This is a genomic window from Bacillota bacterium (assembly GCA_030019365.1).
Classification (GTDB): domain Bacteria; phylum Bacillota; class Sulfobacillia; order JACIYH01; family JACIYH01; genus JACIYH01.
Genome location: JASEFA010000006.1, coordinates 72,187 through 91,323 on the forward strand (window position 1 = coordinate 72,187; position 19,137 = coordinate 91,323).

Sequence of the window (19,137 nt, forward strand, 5' to 3'; positions counted from 1 at the left end):
TCTCGCTACAGCGCTGCTCCCTTGGGGTAGGTCAGGGGGACACCGGCCCGGCACAGGGGGCACTCGGCGGGCGAATACGAGGGCACGTCCAGGGTGACCAGGGCTACCTGGGGTATTCCGAACCCCACCTTGCCTCCACTGCGATCCACCAGCACACCCACGCCCACGGCTCGGGCTCTGGCCTGGGCCAGAAGCTCCAGCACCTCATTCACCGACCCACCCGTGGTCACAGCGTCCTCCACCACCAGCAAACGCTCCCCCGGGGAAATGGTAAACCCGCGCCGGAGGCGCATCTGTCCTTGTTCCCTTTCCGCAAAGATGGCCCGCACCCCCAGGGCGCGCGCGGTCTCGTAAGCCAGGATAATGCCGCCCACCGCCGGACCGATCACCGCCTGCACGCCGCTCCCCGCGAAAGGTGCCGCCAGTCCTCGGCACAGGAACTCGGCATGATGGGGATACTGGAGCACCTGCGCACACTGCAGGAAGGTGGGGCTGTGTCTGCCCGAGGTTAGGCGGAAGTGCCCCTCCATGATGACGCCCGTCTCTCGCAGCAACCGCACGATCTCCTCTTCCGTCACAGCGACGCCTCCTCCTCACCACGGACAGCCTGCCGTAACTCCTCCACCAGGACCCGGGCCGCCTGCACGGGATCGGGCGCGCAGGTGATGGGACGACCCACCACCAGCCAGTCCGCCCCCTCGCCCAGTGCCTGTGCGGCCGTGGCCACCCGCACCTGGTCGTCAGTCCCCCGGCGGCCCGCCACTGCCGCTACCGGGCGGATGCCAGGGGTGACGATGAGGGGGTCGGAGCCCAGCTCCCTCCTCAGGAGCGCCGCCTCACGCGGGGAAGCAACCCAACCATCCAGCCCTGCCTTTAGCGCCAGGCGCGCCAGTGCCAACACCTGGCCGGTCAGGCTGCGGGCGACCCCCAGGGCGCAGAGATCCTCCTCCCCCAGGCTGGTGAGCACGGTGACACCCACCAGGAAGGGTCCGCCCCGGCCCGCCGCTGCCGCCTCGCGAAATGCCCCCGCCGCCTCGCGGAATGCCCCCGCCGCCGTGTCACGGGCCGCAGCCGCTCCCGTGTCCCGGACCGCTGCCACCGCCTCCGCCATCATGCGCTGCCCGCCCGCAGCGTGCAGGCTGATCATGTCAGCTCCCAGCCGGGTTAGGGCAGCGGCGGCGCGTGCTACCGTGTGTGGGATGTCGTGGAGCTTCAGGTCGACGAATACCCGCCCCCCTTGCTCCTTCACCAGTTCCACCGTGGCGGGCCCCGCCACCGAATACAGTTGCAGTCCCACCTTGAACCAGGTCACCAGGGGTCGCAGGGCGGTGACCAGGGAGCGCGCCGCCCTCAGGTCAGCCACGTCCAGGGCCACCACCAGCCGCTCCTCCGGAGACCCCGGGCGCCACGGGCGAGCAGGCGAAACGGTCACGCCGGCCCACCTCCCCCGGGTGCGTCGCCGGGGCGCAGTGCCCCCGGCCCGCGAGCCATCCCCACCACTTCCGACACGCCGGCGAACCCCTCCTCCGCCAGCCAGGCAGCCATTTCCCTCACCACGCGGGGGGCCGCCAGGGGATTCACCAGGGTGGCACTGCCCACCGCCACCGCGCTGGCACCGGCGAGCAGGAATTCCACGGCATCCCGCCCGCTCATGATACCGCCGCAACCCACGATGGGGAGATTCACCGCGCCGGCCACCTCCCAGACCATACGCAGGGCCACCGGCTTGATGGCGGGCCCGGAGAGCCCGCCGGTGACCGCACCCAAGAGGGGACGGCGCAACTGTACGTCGATGGCCATCCCCTTCAGGGTATTGACGAGGGTCAGGGCATCGGCCCCCGCCTCTTGGGCCGCGCGCGCCACTTCAACGATGTCCGTGACGTTGGGGGTCAGCTTAACGAGCAGGGGAAGGGAGGTCGCCGCCCGCACCGCTTTCACCACCGCCGCGGTGGCGGCGGGATCGGTGCCGAAGACCATACCCCCGGCCCGCACGTTGGGACAGGACACGTTGACCTCCAGGCCGCTGACGCCCTCCACTCCCTCCAGTTTGGCCGCCACGGTAGCATATTCCTCCACCGTTTCCCCGGCGATGTTGACGATGACGGGCACGCCGAACTGGCGCAGGAAGGGGATCTCCTCCCCGATCACGGCATCGACCCCGGGATTCTCCAGCCCGATGGAGTTGAGCAGGCCGGCGGGGGTCTCGGCAATGCGGGGCGGCGGATTCCCCGGCCGGGCCGCCAGGGTGGTTCCCTTGGTTATGATGCCACCCAGCAGGCGCAGGTCAAACCACCGCGCCATCTCCCGCCCGTACCCGAAAGTGCCCGAGGCCACCAGTACCGGGTTGGCCAGACGGATACCGGCCAGATTGACGCTGAGATCCGGCCCGCCACCGCCGACACCCGTCCCCTGTCCTTCATGCACAGCCACCGCCGTCACCGTCCCCGGCATGCTCCCACAGGCGGGCCACACCCCCCAGGTCCGCGGCCCGGGCGGGGAAGACCGGGCCGTCCTGGCAAACGTGCAGGTACCCCCCGGCTGCCGCCGGCACCGCACATCCCCGGCACACGCCGAAACCGCAGCCCATACGGGCCTCCAGGGATACGTACAGGGGAACCCCGGCCTCCTCACAAAGGCGGGCCACAGCCACCAGCATCGCGGGCGGGCCGCAGGCAAAGGCGCACCCACCGGGGGCGCCCGCCAGGAGGTCACGGAGCACGCCGGGCAGGGCGTCGCTCACCGTACCCCGCACGCCCCCGGAACCGTCTTCCGTACAGGTAACCACCTCGGCACCCGCGTCCCGCAGTTGGGCCGTTGCCAGGAGCAGGGCAGCGGTACGGGCACCCAGCACCACCCGCACCCCCGTCCCGGCGGCCGTGGCCCTCCGCACCACCGGGGGGAAGGGGGCCACCCCCACGCCTCCCGCCACCAGGAGCAGGGTGCCCCCGCTCACGAGGGGGAATCCGTTCCCGAAGGGCCCGGCCAGGCCCAACCCGTCACCGGGCCGGAGGCACAGCAGGGCCCGCGTCCCTTCGCCCGCCGCCCGCACCAGAAACGCCACCACCCCGCGCCCGGGGTCGATGTCGAAGAAGCTGAGGGGCCGGGCCAGGAAGCGAGTGCCGCTCCGTGCCATGGCAAACTGCCCGGGAAGAGCGCGGGCGGCCAGGCCGGGAGCCAGTACCTCGATGCACCCGTGGCCGGGTGCCACCTCTGCGCAGGTGAGCACCCGCCCGTCTTCCTCAACCCACTCCTTCAATTCCTCACTCCCCCGCCCGGCGCCCGGGCGTGAGCACCGGTCCTCCCATGGTCCAGGCAACAGTATTCTTCACTTCCAGGGAATATCCTTGCTCAGCCAGAGTTGGGCGAGGCTACCGCCCCCTCCCCCCGCGATCCTGGAGGCAGACGGGCTCCGCCGGCCCGGGGCGGGAGGCCCAGGCTTCCACCAGGGCCTGCACCGTATCCGGGCAGGTCAGGCAGGGGATGCCCGCCTCGGCGGCGGCCCGGCGGATGGCAAACCCGTCGCGTTCGGCCCGCCGGCCGGACGAAGGGGTGTTGATGACCAGGTGGACGCCTCCCCCGGTTAGCAGATCCAGGACGTGGGGCCTGCCCTCGCTGAGCTTGTTCCACGACGATGCCGGGATGCCCCGGGCGGCCAGGAAGTCGGCAGTGCCGCGGGTGGCGTGGAGACAGCACCCCAGCTGGTAAAGGCGGCGCACGGCGTCCAGGGCGGACTCCTTGTCTTCATCGGCCAGGCTTACCAGTACCCCGGCACCTTCGGGCAGGGCCACCCCGGCGGCGCGGTATGCTTTCACCAGGGCCGAGGGCAGGTCGGCGCCAAAGGCCATCACCTCGCCGGTGGATTTCATCTCCGGCCCCAGGGTGGTGTCCACCCCCAGGAGCTTGGACCAGGAAAACACCGGGGCCTTCACCGCCACCCCTGGGGGGGCCGGGTGGAGGCCGCCACAGTATCCCTGCTCGCGCAGGCTCCGGCCCAGCATGGTCCCGGTGGCCACCCTTACCAGGGGCACTCCGGTCGCCTTGGTGAGGAAGGGGACGGTACGGCTGGCCCGGGGATTGGCCTCCAGCACCCACACCCGGCCCTCGTGGACCACGTACTGGACGTTGAGGAGCCCCACCACCCCCAGGGCCAGCGCCAGACGGGTGGTGTAACCCACCACCACCGCCACCTGCTCCGGTGACAGGGACTGGGGGGGATAGATGGCGGTGGAATCACCGGAATGGATGCCCGCCCGCTCCAGGTGCTCCATCACCCCGGCCACCAGTACCTCCGCGCCGTCGGAAACGGCGTCCACCTCCACCTCCCGCCCCAGCAGATAGTGGTCCACCAGCACGGGGGATGCCGGGGAAAGGGCAGTGGCGTGCTCTATGTAGCGCGCCAGGTCCTCCTCCCCGTACACGATCTCCATGGCCCGCCCGCCCAGCACCCAGGAGGGCCGCACCAGGACCGGGTACCCCACCCGCTGGGCGATGGCCAGGGCCTCCTCCCGGGAAAGGGCGGTTCCGCCGGGAGGCCGGGGGATACCCAGTTCCCCCACCAGGGAGTCGAAGCGCCGCCGGTCCTCGGCCAGGGCCATGGCGTCCGGGGACGTGCCGGGGATGGGCACCCCCGCGCGCGCCAGGGGAGCCGCCAGGTTGATAGCCGTCTGCCCGCCGAACTGGACCAGCACGCCTTCCGGGCGCTCACTCTCGCAAACGGCCAGCACATCCTCCAGGGCGAGGGGCTCGAAATACAGGCGGTCGGCCATGGAGTAATCGGTGGAAACGGTCTCGGGGTTGCTGTTTACCACCACGGCCCGGTAGCCCATCTCCTGCAGGGCCCGCACGGCGTGAACGGTGCAGTAGTCGAACTCGATACCCTGCCCGATGCGGATGGGTCCCGACCCCAGCACCAGTACCCGCAGGCCGGGAAGGGGTTCGGCTTCGTCCTCGACCGCACCGCCCGGTCCCGTGTAGGTGGAGTAATAGTAGGGCGTGGCCGCCTCGAACTCCCCGGCGCAAGTGTCCACCATCTTGAAGGCGGGACGGGCGCCGGCCGCGCAACGCCACTGGCGCACCTCTTCCCCCTCCACACCCGCCAGGCCCGCCAGGTCGGCGTCGGACAGGCCGGCCGCCTTCAACCGCCTCCACCCCTGTCCGTCCAGGGCCCGCAGGCCCGCCGCCCCCATCCGCCTGACCCCCTCGGCAGCCGAGACCACCGCGGCCAGGCCGTGCAGGAACCAGGGATCGATGCCCGTGCGCTCCCCGAGATCGCTCACCGGGTGGCCGCGCCGCAACGCCTCCAGGAGCAAGAACAGCCGGGCGTCGTCGGCCCGCCCCAGGGACTCCAGCAGCCCATCGTCGGCGTCGGGCCGGGCGTGGTCACCGCACCCGCCTGCGCCTTCCAGGGCGCGCACCGCCTTGCCCAGCGCCTCGGGGAAGGTGCGCCCGATGGCCATCACCTCGCCCGTGGATTTCATCTGGGTGGCCAGTTGACGGTCGGCGGACGGGAATTTGTCGAAGGGCCAGCGCGGTATCTTCACCACCACGTAGTCCAGGGCGGGCTCGAAGCAGGCGCGCGTATAGCCGGTCACGGGATTGACGATCTCGTCCAGGCCCAGCCCCAGGGCCAGCTTGGCCGCCACCCGGGCGATGGGGTAGCCGGTGGCCTTCGAGGCCAGGGCCGAGGACCGGCTCACCCGCGGGTTGACCTCGATGACGAAGTAGTCGCCGCTCGAGGGGTCGAGGGCGAACTGGATGTTGCAGCCCCCCCTGATCCCCAGGTGCCGGATGATGCGCAGGGCGGCGGAGCGCAGTAGCTGGTACTCCCGGTCGGAGAGGGTCTGGGTGGGGGCCACCACGATGGAGTCGCCCGTGTGCACCCCCATGGGATCGAAGTTCTCCATGCTACACACGGTGATGCAGTTGTCGCGGCCGTCCCGCATCACCTCGTACTCGATTTCCTTCCACCCCAGGAGGCTCCTCTCCACCAGCACCTGGCTGATGGGTGAAAAGCGCAGGCCCCGCGCCGCCACCTGCCCCAGTTCCCGCGGCCCGCGGACCACGCCCCCGCCCGTGCCTCCCAGGGTGAAGGCAGGGCGTACCACCACGGGGTAGCCGATGCGCGCGGCCAACTCCAGCGCCGCCGGCACGGAAGAGGCGGTGCCGCTCGGGGGGACCGGTTCCCCCAGCGCCCCCATGGCCGCGCGGAACTTCTCCCGGTCTTCCGCCCCCTCGATGGCCTCCAGCGGCGTCCCCAGCAACCCCACTCCGAAGCGGGCGAGCAACCCTGCCCGGTGCAGTTCCACCGCCAGGTTGAGACCCACCTGCCCGCCCAGGGTGGCCAGGATGCCGTCCGGCCGCTCCCGCGCCAGGATGGCTGCGGCGGTGTCCACGGTGAGCGGCTCCAGGTACACGCGGTCGGCCATGTGGCTGTCGGTCATTATGGTGGCGGGGTTGGGGTTGCAGAGGATGACCTCCACCCCTTCCTCGCGCAGAGCCTGGCAGGCCTGGCTGCCCGCGTAGTCGAACTCGGCCGCCTGCCCGATGACGATGGGTCCCGACCCGATCACCAGCACCCTGGCCGGCTTTCCCCTCACCCTCCCGCCCCCATCCTCTCGCCCCCATCCGCTCCCGCCGGCAGCCCGGCCTATCCTTCCGCTCCTAAAGGCGCACAGTTATCCGGCCCTGCGCTCCTCCGCGTGCTCCCCGCCCCGCCACTTGCCGCCCGTTGCCAGGGCCAGGAAGCGGTCGAAGAGATAGCCGGTATCGCGGGGACCGGGTCCGGCCTCGGGATGGTACTGCACGCTGAAGGCATCCCGGCCGGCGAATTCCAGGCCCTCCACGGTACCGTCGTTGAGGTTGCGCGCCGTCACCGTCACCCCCGCGGGCAGTCCCTCCTCGGCCACGGCATAGCCGTGGTTCTGGGAGGTGATGAACACCCGCCCCAGGGAGAGATCGTCCACGGGGTGGTTGGCTCCCCGGTGGCCGTACTTGAGGCGGAAGGTACGGGCCCCGGTGGCCAGCGCCATGACCTGGTGTCCCAGGCATATGCCGAAGAGCGGCACTCTTCCCAGGAGGTCCCCGGCGGCGGCGATGGCCTCCCGGGCATCCTCCGGGTCACCGGGGCCGTTGGAGAAGAGCACCCCTCGCGGCCCGTAGCCCATAATGTCCGCCGCCGTGGAGGTAGCCGGTACCACCGTGATGCTGCAGCCCCGCCTGGCCAGGGCCTGCAGGATTCCCGCCTTGACCCCCAGGTCGACCACCACCACCCGGGGCCCCCGGCCGGAGAGGTGGTAGGGCCGGGAGCAGGTGGCGCGGTAGACGACTCCCCGCAGGGAGACGGCCCGCGCCCTCTCCAGCAGTTCTCTCAACTGCAAGCCGGGGCCGGCGTCATCAACAGCCCCACCGCCCGTCAGAGGACCGCCCCCGGTGCCACCACCCGCCCCACCGCCCGTCAGAGGACCGGCCCCGGCGGGACCATCCGCACTGGGGAGAACGGCGTGGGAGGTGATCACGCCCCGCATGGTACCGTGGCGGCGCAGATGACGTACCAGCGCCCGGGTGTCGACGCCCTGCAGCCCCACCACCCCGTGGGAGCGCAGGAAATCATCCAGGCTCCAGCACGCCTCGCGGTGACTGGGGGAGAAGCAGGCCTGGTGCACCACCAGCCCGCTCACCAGGGGGCGGGCGGACTGCAGGTCGCCACCGGACACACCGTAGTTGCCCACCAGGGGGTAGGTGAGGGTGACGATCTGGCCGCAGTACGAGGGATCGGTGAGGATCTCCCCGTATCCGGTCATGCCGGTGTTGAACACCACTTCGCCGCCCGAGGTGCCACGGCCACCGATAACCTCCCCCGCGTACACGGTGCCATCCTCCAGGACGAGCGCTCCCGTCAACCGGCCGCCGCCTGTGGCCTCAACTGCGGCAGGACCACCGTGCACCTCCGGGATCGTCGTGCCTGTCATTGCCCGTCCCCCCACGTATGCATACTTATACACTGCTGCTCATTATATTCCACAACGGGCGGCCTGGCAACCCGTCGCAGCCCCCGGCCGCTGGGACCTGCCGGTCGCGGCGGCACCGCCCTGGCCTCGTTGCCACCCGGGCGGTACCGGTCGCGCCCGGCGGCGAGGCCGGGCGGCGCGTGCGCCCTGGGCTTGAGATCAGGCCAGCACCCCACCCTCGCGCATGACCACCTGGCCGGCCACCACGGTGAGGACGGGCCAGCCCCGCAGCTTCCTGCCCGCCAGGGGGGTGTTCTTACCCTTCGAGTAGAACCGGTCCGGGTCCACGCTCTTCTCCAGCCCGGGGTCGATCACGGTGACGTCGGCGCAGCCGCCCACCCGCAGGCTGCCCGCCTCCAGGCCCAGGATGCGGGCAGGACCCGCCGTCAGCCGCTCCACCAGGGTGGCCGCCGGGATGATCCCCGTATGCACCAGCTCGGTGAGGAGGAGGGGCAGCGCCGTCTCCAGGCCGGAGATGCCGAAGGCGGCGTAGTTGTACTCCACCTCCTTGTCGTCCCGGTGGTGGGGGGCATGGTCGGTGGCGATGGCCTCTATGACCCCCTCGGCCAGGGCCCGCCGTAGGGCCTCTACGTCCTCGGCCGCGCGCAGGGGGGGGTTGACCTTGGTGCTGGTGTCGTAGGCGGTGTCGTGCACCAGCCGGTCGGTGAGGCAGAGGTGGGTGGGGGTAGCCTCGGCGGTTACCGGCAGCCCCTCGGTCCGGGCCACGCGCAGGAGGTCTACCGTGCCCCGGGTACTGGCGTGGGCGATGTGGACCTTCCCCCCGGTTAGGCGGGCGAGCATGATGTCGCGGGCCACCATGATCTCTTCCGCCACCGCCGGCATCCCGCGCAGCCCCAGCACGGTGGACCAGTAGCCCAGGTGCATGACCGCGTCCCGGGTGAGCGACGGCTCCTGGCAGTGGTCGATGATGGGCTTAGCGAAGGTGTGCCCGTACTCCAGGGCGCAGCGCATGACCTCGGCGTCCGCGATGGGGTGACCATCGTCGGAGAAGGCCACCGCGCCCGCCTCCGCCATGTCGCCCATCTCCGCCAGTTCCTTCCCCTCCAGGCCGCGGGTGACCGCCCCCACCGGGAGCACGTGCACCACGGCTTTTTCCGCCGCCCGCGCCAGAATCGAATTCACCATAGAGGCATCGTCCACCGGAGGGCGGGTGTTGGCCATGGCCACCACGGTGGTGAATCCCCCCGCCGCGGCCGCCCGCGTGCCGGAGGCGATGTCCTCCTTCCACTCCTCGCCCGGCTCGCGGAGGTGGACATGCATGTCGATGAGACCGGGCACCACCCAGAGCCCGCGGGCCTCGAACACCCGCGCACCGTCGGCCTCCAGGTCGTGGCCCAGTTGCCTGACCACCCCGTCGCCCAGGAGTACGTCCATCTCCGCGTCGATCCCCTGGGCGGGGTCGATCACCCGCCCGCCCCGGATGAGCAGGGGTTCGGGCTCACCGCGCAGCTTCATTTCTCCTCTCCCCCTCCCAGCAAGAGGTACAGGATGGCCATACGCACGGCCACGCCGTTGGTGACCTGGTCCTCGATGGTGGACTGGGGCGAATCGGCCACCTCGGACGAGATCTCGATGCCCCGGTTCATGGGTCCCGGGTGCATGAGGAGGGCGTCGGGCTTCGCCAGGTCCAGCCGCTCCCGGGTAATCCCCCACAGGCGGGAATACTCGCGGGCGCTGGGGAAGAGGCCCCGCTGCTGGCGCTCCAACTGCAGCCGCAGCACCATCACCACGTCGGCGTCCTTTACCGCCTCTTCCACCCGGCTGGTGGCCTCCGCCCCCATCTTCTCTATCTCGGGCGGCAGCAGGGTGGCCGGCCCGCACACCACCACGGAGGCGCCCATCTTCTTCAGGCCCCAGATGTTGGAGCGGGCCACCCGCGAGTGATAGACGTCACCGATGATGGCCACGCGCAAGCCTTCCAGGCGACCCTTTCTCTCCCTCATGGTGAACATATCCAGCAACCCCTGGGTGGGGTGCTCGTGCATGCCGTCTCCCCCGTTGATGACGGGGACATCCAGCACCCGGGCCAGAAAGTGGCACGACCCCGACACCGGGTGACGCATGATGACGCAGTCGGACCCCATCACCCGCAGGGTGCGGGCGGTGTCCTTGAGCGTCTCCCCCTTCTGCACGCTGGAGGTGGCGGTGGCGATGGACACCGTGTCCGCCGACATGTACTTGGCCGCCAGCTCGAAGGAAGTGCGGGTGCGCGTGCTCGCCTCGTAGAACAGGGTCACCACCGTCTTGCCCCGCAGGGTGGGAACCTTCTTGATGGGGCGGTAGATGATCTCCTTCATGGAGCCGGCCGTGTCCAGGATCAGCTCCACGTCCTCGCGGGGCATCTCTTCGAGGGCGAGGATGTCCCGGCTCTTCAGCTTCACCCCAAAATCCCCCTTTCCAGCTCAAAACCCCCCGGCCGGCCGGCCAGGGGGTTTCCCTCTGCCCTTGCCGGCCTCGCGGTGCCGTCTTAAAGGGCCTCAGCTCACCTCTTCGATTATTACCGCGTCTTCGTCGTCCGTCTCCCCCAGTTTCACGTGGATGATCTCCCGTCGTGAGGTGGGGACGTTCTTCCCCACGTAGTCTGCCCGGATGGGCAGCTCCCTGTGCCCCCGGTCGATGAGGACCGCCAGCTGGATGAGGGCGGGACGCCCCAGGTCCATGATGGCGTCCAGGGCCGCCCGCACCGTCCGCCCGGTATAGAGGACGTCGTCCACCAGCACCACTTTCCTCCCCTGGATCCCGAAGGGCACCTCCGTGCGGTGCACCACGGGGTGATCGGAACGCAGGGTCAGGTCGTCGCGATACAGGGTGATGTCCAGGCTCCCCACCGGAACCCGCCCTCCCTCGATGGCCTCGATCTGCGCCGCCAGCCGCTCCGCCAGGGGCACCCCGCGCCGCCGGATGCCCACCAGCACCAGCCCCTCGATCCCCTTGTTCTTCTCCAGGATCTCGTGGGCGATGCGGGTGATGGCCCGGCGCATGGCCTCTTCGTCCATGATGCGCGCCTTCTCGGTGACCAACTCCCTCCCCCTCCTTCCGCACCCCGGGGCACAAAAAACTTCTTGCCGACCAGCAAGAAGTTGTTCATGCCAGGATGCTCCTTGCCAGTCTCACGGGACCAGCTTAAAGGCAGGTTGTCCCCTGTACTCTACCACCGCCCCCCACCCCTGTCAAGCACGTCGATGGCGCCCTCGGGCCTCCTCCGGCATGCCGATCCACTCTGCCACCGCCGCTCCGAATTCCGCCGTGCTCACCGCTCGAGGGCTCTCCGCCGTGCGCGCCAGGTCAGGAGTCAGGGTACCGCCAGCGATCACCTCCTCCACTCCCGCGTAAACCAGCCGTGCCGCTTCACCCCAGCCCAGGTGCTCGAGCATCATGGCCCCGGACAGGATGAGGGAAGTGGGATTGGCCCTGCCCTGCCCTGCGTACCTGGGTACGGAGCCGTGGGTGGGTTCGAACACAGCCACCTCGTCCGACATGTTGGCGCCCGGCGCCACCCCCAGGCCGCCCACCAGGGCTGCGGCCGCATCCGAAAGGTAGTCGCCGTTCAGGTTGGGGGCCGCAATCACATCGTACTCCCCCGGCCGGGTGATCAGTTGCTGGAGCATGTTGTCGGCGATGCGATCCCTGATCACCAGCCGCGCACTCGCCGTCTCACCGGGCGTGTCCTCGCGCACCACCACTCCGCAAAACTCCTCTTCCGCCAGCTCGTACCCCCACCGGCAGAACGCCCCCTCGGTGTACTTCATGATGTTCCCCTTGTGCACCAGGGTGACGCTTCTGCGTCCCCGCTCCAGGGTGTACATGATCGCCTTCCTGACCAGCCGCCGCGAGGCTTCGCGGCTGATGGGTTTAATGCCCACGCCAGAATCTTCCCCGATCTTCACCCCCAGGCCGTCGGCCAGGAACTCCAGCAGGCGGCGCGCCTCGGGACTGCCGGCCGGCCACTCGATGCCCGCGTAGACGTCCTCGGTGTTCTCCCGGAATATGACCAGGTCCACCTGTTCGGGCCGCCGCAGGGGCGAAGGCAGCCCCCGGAACCAGCGCACGGGGCGAACGCAGGCGTAGAGGTCCAGGACCTGCCGTAACGCCACGTTCACGCTACGGAAGCCACCGCCCACCGGCGTGGTGAGCGGGCCCTTGATGGCCACCCGGCACCGGCGGAAGGCCTCCAGCGTGGCAGACGGCAGGTACTCTCCCGTCTCCCGCCAGGCGGATTCCCCGGCCTGAAGCGGCCACCACTGGATGCCCCTGGTCCCCCCGTAGGCACGCGCGACCGCTGCATCCAGCACGGGACGCGTTGCCTCCCATATCTCCGGGCCGATGCCGTCGCCGGCGATGAAGCCCACCACGGGGCGATCGGGCACCACCAGCCTGCCATTCTCCCAGCGGCAGAACTCCCCGCGTGGCATACTTCATGCCTCCAGGACGAGGCGGCCGTGGCGCCTGACGTGTTCCACCAGCCCGCCGTCGCGCAGAATGGCCAGCATCACCGGTGGAAGCGGGGTCACCCGCAGGTCGAACCCCTGCGTCACATCGGTCACCACACCGCGCTCGAGGTCCAAACGGAGCAGGTCCCCCGGGGCGATGCGGGAGGTGTCGCAGATCACCACCGGGAGCCCCACGTTGATGGCGTTCCGGAAGAAGATGCGGGCCATCGAGCGGGCCAGCACCGCGCCCACCCCGGCCAGCTTCATGATGGTGGGGGCGTGCTCGCGGCTGGATCCCAACCCGAAGTTGCGGCCCGCCACCACGAAGTCGCCCGGCCGGAGCCGCGCGGCGAACTCGGGATCGGCGTCCTCCAGCACGTGTTTGGCCAGTTCGCCCAGCTGGGAACGCAGGTGATAGTACCTGCCCGGTGCAATGTGATCCGTCGAGATGTCGTCACCGAACATATGGGCGCGGCCCTCCACGATCATCCCAGCACCTCCCTCGGGTCGGTGATAACCCCGCGCAGGGCAGTGGCGGCACAGGTAGCCGGAGAACCGAGATACACGGACGACCTGGGGTTGCCCATGCGGCCCTGGAAGTTGCGATTGGTGGTGGACAGGCACACCTCGTCGTCACCCAGGATGCCCAGGTGCACGCCGGCGCAGGGCCCGCAGCCGGGTGGAGATATGGCGGCCCCGGCCTCCACCAGGTCGGACAGCACCCCGAAGCGCATGGCCTCCGTGTACACCCGCCGGGAGGCGGGCATCACCAGCAGGCGCACCCCCGCGGCCACCTTCCTCCCCCGCAGGATGGCAGCCGCCGCGCGCAGATCCTCCAGGCGCCCGTTGGTGCACGAGCCGATGAACACCTGGTGCACGGGGGTGCGGGCCACCTCACTCACCGGGGCCACATTGTCTACCCGGTGGGGCTTCGCCACCACGGGCGCGAGCCGGGCGGCGTCCACCTCCACGCGCCGGGCATACACCGCATCGGGATCCGGCTCCAGTTCTCGCCAGGCCGCCTGCCGCCCCATGGCGGCCAGATACTCCCGGGTGACGCCATCGGAGGCCACCAGGCCCGTCTTGGCACCGGCCTCCACCGCCATGTTGCACAGCGTGAGCCGTCCGGACATATCCAGGGCCGCGATGGCGGGACCCCCGAACTCCAGGGCCTGATAGGTGGCGCCATCGGCCCCCAGGTGGCTGATGAGCCAGAGGATGAGGTCTTTGGCATAAACCCCGGGGGAAAATGCACCTCTCACCTCCACCCGCACGCTCTCGGGGACACGGAACCAGCTTTCCCCCAGGCCCATGGCCACGGCCACGTCGGTGGAGCCCATGCCGGTGGCAAAGACGGCCAGGGCCCCGGCCGTGCAGGTATGGGAATCCGCCCCCACCACCACCTGCCCGGGGCCTGCGCACTCCTCCACCACCACCTGGTGGCAGATGCCGGAGCCGCAATCGTACAGCCCGCATCCCGCCCGCCGCGCAAAATCCCGCAAAAAGACGTGGTCGTTGGACAGCTCCTTGCGCGGGCTGGGCAGCCCGTGGTCCAGGAACACCAGGGTCCGGTCGGGTTGCCGCGGGCCGGCCAGACCCATCGCCCCCAGCTGCCGCACGGCCAGAGGGCCGGTGCCATCGTGCATGAGGACCACGTCCACGGGCACCACGCCGAATTCCCCCGCCCGCAGGGATCGCCCTACCTTCTCCGACAGGATCTTCTCCGCCAGCGTCTGACCCAACCTGCCAACCTCCCCCCAGCCACGGGCACACGGTGAGTGAGTACGACTACTCCTGGGCTTCCGATCCCTGGTTGCTGACGGCCTGCTTCATCACCAGCCACGCGTTCCAGATGTGCCGGCGCATGGCTGCCTCCGCCTGATCGGGATCGCGGAGGCGTATGCACTTCAAGATCTCGGCGTGCTCGCCCACCAACTCCACCGCCCGTCCGGGCGTGGCAATGGTGCGGGCGCGGTAACGGTTGATGTGGTCGCGCATGGTCTCCAGGTGGCCGGTGGCGAACTTCAACCCGCTGGCCCTCTGGATGGCGGTGTGGAATTCCAGGCCTTCCACGTCCACCTCCTCAAAGCGGCTCTTGCGTGCTGACCGCTCGGTGGCCGCCAGAGTCCGCGCCATGCGGTCCACCTCCTCCGGGCCGGCCCGCAGGGCGGCGTACCTGGCCGCCAGCCCCTCCAGCGCCGCCCGGATGGCAAACACCTCCTCTATCTCGTCCCGGCTCAGGCCCACGACCTCCACCACCCCGGTGGCCAGCCGCCGCACAAACCCCTCCCGCTCCAGGAGTTGCAGGGCCTCACGCAGAGGGGTACGGCTCACCCCCAGCTGGTCGGCCAGCTGGCTGGCCACCAGCCTGGTCCCTACCGAGATCTCGCCCCGCACGATGGCCCTGCGCAGCAGGCGGTAGACCTCGTCCCGCCGGCTGCTCAGTTCCACCCGGGGCAGAACAGGCACGTCCATCCTGACCACCTCGCAACGAGTCATAACCCTGGTCATGGTCACGGTGTCCGGCAGATGCTGCATGAAACGTGCTGCATCCGGTATGCAGCATTCGCTGCCCCGGTGAGAATTCCTTCTTCCGGGCCCGATATTCACCAAAGGTCCCTCCGGGGCCACCGCCGAGGGCCTCATTCGGTGATGTGGAGGAGCCAGAACACCGTGCGGGCGTCCCAGCCCAGGTCCCAGGGGACGTGGTAACGGTCCCCGGTGTGGCTGTTTACCAGGGGGTAGCCAGCGGGGTCGTGGCCCACCACCAGCGAGACATGGCGGATTTCCCCGCCCTGCTCGTAGGCGATCACATCCCCTGGCTGCAGGCGGTAGACGGCACCCGCCGGCGCCATCCCCACCTCCGGGTAGCGGCCCCGGCCCACCAGCGCGGCGCGGCCGCTGTCGAGCAGGTAATACACCAGGTCTTCCGCCCGCACCCAGGCGCGGGTTCCCTTGCCGCCCGAGTATCGCCAGGTGTGGTCGGTGGAAAGGCCACCGGCATCGGGGTCACTCAGGATCTGGGAGACGAAGCTGGCGCAATCGCCCCCCAGGTAGCTGTAGTCCCGGTAGTTGCGGTTGTAATGCGAGTCCGGCCCGGCGGCCGGGCCGCAGTACCGGTCCGCATAACGGACGGCTGCCTCCCGGCGGTACTTTCCCCCCGCGGACGCCTGGTCCGTAGGCCGGCCGCCACCGTGCATCTGCCCGCCAGGCTGCGGCTGCCCGCCAGCCTGTGGCTGGGGGGTGGCCGGGGGCGGGGCGCGGGGTGCCCCTCCCTCGGCCACCACGGGGGACTCGTGCAGGGGATCGGAGAACCAGTCCCTGACCACCAGCCACTTGCCGTCACGCCGGGCGAACTGCATGACGTGCCAGGCTCCCACTCCGAAGGAACTGCTGGCGCCGGGGCTGCGACTGTGACGGCAGGTGATGCGCTCGGTGACACCCATCTCCAGCCAGGCCCGGGCCTGCTCTACCTCGGCCCGGGCCACCCGCACGTGCACCTGCACTCTCTCGATGCCCACCTGCCGGGCGGCTGCCCAGGCGGAGAGGTGAGCGATGCGGGTGCCGTCGTGCTCGCGCGACCAGCGACCCACCTCGCGGTCCTCATCGTAGAAGGCTTCCACGGGGGTGGGATCTCCTACCAACAGCCCGGCGGCACGGGCATGGTAGAGGGCCCAAACCGTGTGAACCAGGTCGGCCGGTGCGGCCAGGCCGGGGACCACCACCACCTCGCAGCTGGCCGCCTCTGCCGGCCCCCCCGCCTGAATGCCCAGGCTGGCCGCCATGGCCACCCCCAGCAACCCCAAGCCCAGACTGACCGGGCCGGGCCAACGACGGGCTGGACGTGCGGACGACGAAATCGACCCCGGCGCCGGGCCGGACGCCGCACCCCCGTGATCGCCCCGGTCCGCGCGCATGCGCTCCAGCACTGCGGCGCGCCCGCGACCGGGGGCGCGCAGGATCCAGCCCCAGGTGAGGGCGAGCCAGGCCGCCCCCAGCGCCCAGCCCCCCAGCACATCGCTGGGATAGTGGACTCCCAGGTACACCCGGCTGAGCCCAATCCCCACCGCAACCAGCAGCAAGGGGACCCGGAGCCACCGCCATCGGGGCGCGAGCCGGCCCACCAGCAAAACCAGGTACCCGTACAGGACGAAGCTCACGAAGGAATGGCCGCTGGGAAAGCTGTACCCGCCCGCCGAGACCAGGTGGGGCAGTTCGGGCCGGGGACGGTGCACGAGCACCTTCAGGACCGTCTCGAACAGCCACCCCAGCCCCACCGTGCCGGCCAGCCCTCCCGCGCAGGTGCGGTATCCCCGGTCGAGGAGCCAGGCCGTCGTCAGACACACCTGAGCGATTACGGCCGGGGCGGAACCCAAAGCCGTCAGAAAGAGCATGAGCGGGAACGCCCCCGCGGGGACCAGGCTCCCCACCAGGGCAAAGCCCCGCGCATCCACCACCTGCCACCAGGCCAACGCCGCCCTTCACCCGTCCGCCCGGCCCATCCCTAGATTATGAGCAGCGCAGGCACCCATCTCCACGTACGCCCAGCGACCGGCGCCGAGGATCGCCGCCTCGCGACCGCACCAAGGGCGAGGGCACCAACGCCACCGCTCCCCGGTCAGCGGAAGAGGACTTCGGCCACCCGCTCCAGCATCCCGAGGCCCTGCACTTCGGTTTCGAAGAGAGGTATGACGGCCCGCACGTCGGGGAACAGCTCCCTGATCTGCCCCAGGTACTCCTGCTGCATCATCACCCGGTTGAGCACGAACTCCGACGTGCTGGCGGAGAGGACTCCGGGATCGATGACGCCGTTGACCACCACGCCCCCCACCGGGATGCCGAAGTCGTGGAACCAGCCGATGAAGCGCCTGATCACCGCGATGGGCAGGGCCTCCGGCAGGGTGACGAAGTAGAAGGCCGTACGGGAAGCGTCGGTGAGCAGGCGGTTGGCCTGGCCGATGCGACCCCGGAAGGAGACCAGGTAGTCCATGAGGGGGTCCTTTTCCTGCCGCTTGCGGAAGGAGAGGGCCAGCCGCATGGCCTGGGCCTCCTTGCGGCTCTCCATCATCTTCTCCACCCAGAGGGAGTAAACTTTGGACATGCCCAGCAACCGGCGGGCGTTGGCGGTGGGGGCGGTGTCGAAGACGTAGACCTCGTACTTGTCCTCGAACATGATGTTGATCATGTTCTCGAACATGGCCGACTCCTCGAAGGAGGGGTTCATGGTGGCGGTCTCCACGAAGGCATCCGACTCGGTGGGAATGTCCGCGTACTTGAGGAACCAGCGGATCTTCTCCCGGATCTCGTCCTTGGAACGCTTGATGGTGTCGGCGGTATCGATCTCGTACGCGTAAAACCCCGGCACCCCCGCCACCTGGCGCTCGGCCCCGAACACGTTCTGGCCCAGCAGGGCGGAAAGGCTGTGCACGGGGTTGGTGGAGGCGAGCAGGGTCTTACGGCCCTGGCGGGCATACCAGAGGGCGGCAGCTCCCGCCATGACCGTCTTGCCCACCCCACCCTTACCACCGAAGAACACATACTTCAGGTCGGGGTGCCCCCGGGTAAATGCCACCAGGCTCTCCCTGACGAGTTCCTCTGCTGGAATGAACGAAACCTGTGCTGCTGCTGTGTTCACTCCAGACACCCCCCCGAGTTGCCGAACAGGACGCCGGCCATCTTGTCGATCATGATCATGCCCCGGATGTCCCTCTCCATCTCCGGCACCTGGGCCAGGATGCGCCCGGCGAACTCCCGGTGGATGCGATCCATGTTGCCCCTCTGCATCAGGATGCGGTTGCGCAGGTACTCGGGGATGTCCTGCTCCAGCAGGGCGGGCGGCACCACCCGGTTGACCACATAACCTCGGATGGGCACCTCATACTTGCTGAACAGTCCGGCCGCCTTGATGGTGTCCTCGATGACCATCTCCTCCGGCGTCACTACGAAGAAAAACGCCGTACGCTGGGGATCGGTCAGGATGGAGGACGACTTGTTGATGCGGTCGCGGATGTAGATGAGCTCGTTCAGGATGCGGTCCTCTTCGGTCTCCTTCTCCCGGCGGATGGTGGCCACCACGGCATCGTACTTGCGCATCTCCTCCCGCAGCCCGGTGATCCTGGTGATCCAGGCGTCATACACCGAAGCCATGCTCAGGTAGTAGAGGGCGTGGCCCAGGGGCACCAGGTCGTAGATGTAGTAGTCGTAGCCCCCCTTGACCACGATGTCCACCACCTGGTCGAAGATGGCGCTCTCCTCCATGGCCGGCTCTGCCGACGCGGCCCGGATGTAGTTTTCGATCTCGTCCGGGATCTGGTCCATGCCATACATATCCCGGATCTTCTGGCGCACCTCTTCCTGGTACTCGGCGATGCGCCGGTCGGCGTCGATCTCGCAGGCGTAGAGGTTGGGTCCGATCTCCACCTCGCCCCTGCCGAAGATGTCCCGTTCGAAAATGTCCGAGAGGGAAGCCTGGGGGTCCACCGAGAACACCAGCACCCGATAGCCGCGCTCCGCCAGCCAGTGAGCGGCGGCAGCCGAAAAGGTGGTCTTGCCCAGGCCGCCCTTGCCCCCGAACATGATGTAGCGGATGTCGGGGTTGTCCCGGAAAAACTGGGCCAGCGACAACGCCTAGCAACCTCCCTTTCGATCCCGATTCAGCAGCGGTGGGATCCCGTCCCGGC

General features: G+C 69.5%; 16 protein-coding genes. All 16 read right to left on the reverse strand.

Translation table 11 applies throughout. From position 1 onward, the window contains the following. Positions 1 to 5: 5 nt before the first annotated feature. On the reverse strand, positions 6 to 578 hold the full coding sequence (gene pyrE, locus QME70_09825) for an orotate phosphoribosyltransferase (GenBank protein ID MDI6894885.1): 573 nt from the start codon (positions 576 to 578) through the stop codon (positions 6 to 8). Next, a complete protein-coding gene (locus QME70_09830; protein ID MDI6894886.1) occupies positions 575 to 1,432 on the reverse strand; it encodes an orotidine 5'-phosphate decarboxylase in 858 nt (285 codons plus the stop codon). Before QME70_09830 ends, pyrE begins: the two co-directional genes overlap by 4 nt. Next, a complete protein-coding gene (locus QME70_09835) occupies positions 1,429 to 2,424 on the reverse strand; it encodes a dihydroorotate dehydrogenase (GenBank protein MDI6894887.1) in 996 nt (331 codons plus the stop codon). The genes QME70_09830 and QME70_09835 overlap by 4 nt, the downstream gene beginning before the upstream one ends. Continuing rightward, positions 2,417 to 3,256 carry a dihydroorotate dehydrogenase electron transfer subunit gene (locus QME70_09840; GenBank protein ID MDI6894888.1) on the reverse strand — a complete coding sequence of 280 codons (840 nt, stop codon included), beginning with the start codon at positions 3,254 to 3,256 and terminating at the stop codon, positions 2,417 to 2,419. The genes QME70_09835 and QME70_09840 overlap by 8 nt, the downstream gene beginning before the upstream one ends. 112 nt (positions 3,257 to 3,368) lie before the next feature. After that, positions 3,369 to 6,596, reverse strand: a complete 3,228-nt coding sequence (gene carB, locus QME70_09845) for a carbamoyl-phosphate synthase large subunit (GenBank protein MDI6894889.1) — start codon at positions 6,594 to 6,596, stop codon at positions 3,369 to 3,371. A 78-nt stretch (positions 6,597 to 6,674) separates the two neighbouring features. After that, positions 6,675 to 7,967 carry a carbamoyl phosphate synthase small subunit gene (locus QME70_09850; GenBank protein ID MDI6894890.1) on the reverse strand — a complete coding sequence of 431 codons (1,293 nt, stop codon included), beginning with the start codon at positions 7,965 to 7,967 and terminating at the stop codon, positions 6,675 to 6,677. A 198-nt stretch (positions 7,968 to 8,165) separates the two neighbouring features. After that, complete coding sequence (locus QME70_09855) at positions 8,166 to 9,482, reverse strand: dihydroorotase (GenBank protein MDI6894891.1); 1,317 nt, start codon at positions 9,480 to 9,482, stop codon at positions 8,166 to 8,168. Further along, positions 9,479 to 10,408 (reverse strand): aspartate carbamoyltransferase catalytic subunit, encoded by a 930-nt coding sequence (locus QME70_09860; GenBank protein ID MDI6894892.1) that lies wholly within the window; start codon positions 10,406 to 10,408, stop codon positions 9,479 to 9,481. Before QME70_09860 ends, QME70_09855 begins: the two co-directional genes overlap by 4 nt. 96 nt (positions 10,409 to 10,504) lie before the next feature. After that, positions 10,505 to 11,047, reverse strand: a complete 543-nt coding sequence (gene pyrR / locus QME70_09865) for a bifunctional pyr operon transcriptional regulator/uracil phosphoribosyltransferase PyrR (GenBank protein MDI6894893.1) — start codon at positions 11,045 to 11,047, stop codon at positions 10,505 to 10,507. A gap of 150 nt (positions 11,048 to 11,197) precedes the next feature. After that, the gene (icd, locus tag QME70_09870) at positions 11,198 to 12,439 is read right to left on the reverse strand and encodes an NADP-dependent isocitrate dehydrogenase (GenBank protein ID MDI6894894.1); all 1,242 of its coding nucleotides are present in this window, start codon (positions 12,437 to 12,439) and stop codon (positions 11,198 to 11,200) included. Between the two features lie 3 nt (positions 12,440 to 12,442). Further along, positions 12,443 to 12,946, reverse strand: coding sequence for a 3-isopropylmalate dehydratase small subunit (locus QME70_09875; protein ID MDI6894895.1), 504 nt, complete (start codon positions 12,944 to 12,946; stop codon positions 12,443 to 12,445). After that, the gene (locus QME70_09880) at positions 12,943 to 14,199 is read right to left on the reverse strand and encodes a 3-isopropylmalate dehydratase large subunit (GenBank protein MDI6894896.1); all 1,257 of its coding nucleotides are present in this window, start codon (positions 14,197 to 14,199) and stop codon (positions 12,943 to 12,945) included. The genes QME70_09875 and QME70_09880 overlap by 4 nt, the downstream gene beginning before the upstream one ends. A gap of 46 nt (positions 14,200 to 14,245) precedes the next feature. Then, positions 14,246 to 14,932 carry a GntR family transcriptional regulator gene (locus tag QME70_09885; protein MDI6894897.1) on the reverse strand — a complete coding sequence of 229 codons (687 nt, stop codon included), beginning with the start codon at positions 14,930 to 14,932 and terminating at the stop codon, positions 14,246 to 14,248. Between the two features lie 167 nt (positions 14,933 to 15,099). Beyond that, positions 15,100 to 16,929, reverse strand: a complete 1,830-nt coding sequence (locus tag QME70_09890; protein MDI6894898.1) for an amidase domain-containing protein — start codon at positions 16,927 to 16,929, stop codon at positions 15,100 to 15,102. 146 nt (positions 16,930 to 17,075) lie between these two features. Further along, complete coding sequence (locus QME70_09895; protein ID MDI6894899.1) at positions 17,076 to 18,092, reverse strand: ArsA family ATPase; 1,017 nt, start codon at positions 18,090 to 18,092, stop codon at positions 17,076 to 17,078. Continuing rightward, positions 18,089 to 19,081: a TRC40/GET3/ArsA family transport-energizing ATPase gene (locus tag QME70_09900; protein ID MDI6894900.1), complete on the reverse strand. Its 993-nt coding sequence runs from the start codon at positions 19,079 to 19,081 to the stop codon at positions 18,089 to 18,091. The genes QME70_09895 and QME70_09900 overlap by 4 nt, the downstream gene beginning before the upstream one ends. Positions 19,082 to 19,137: the final 56 nt, after the last annotated feature.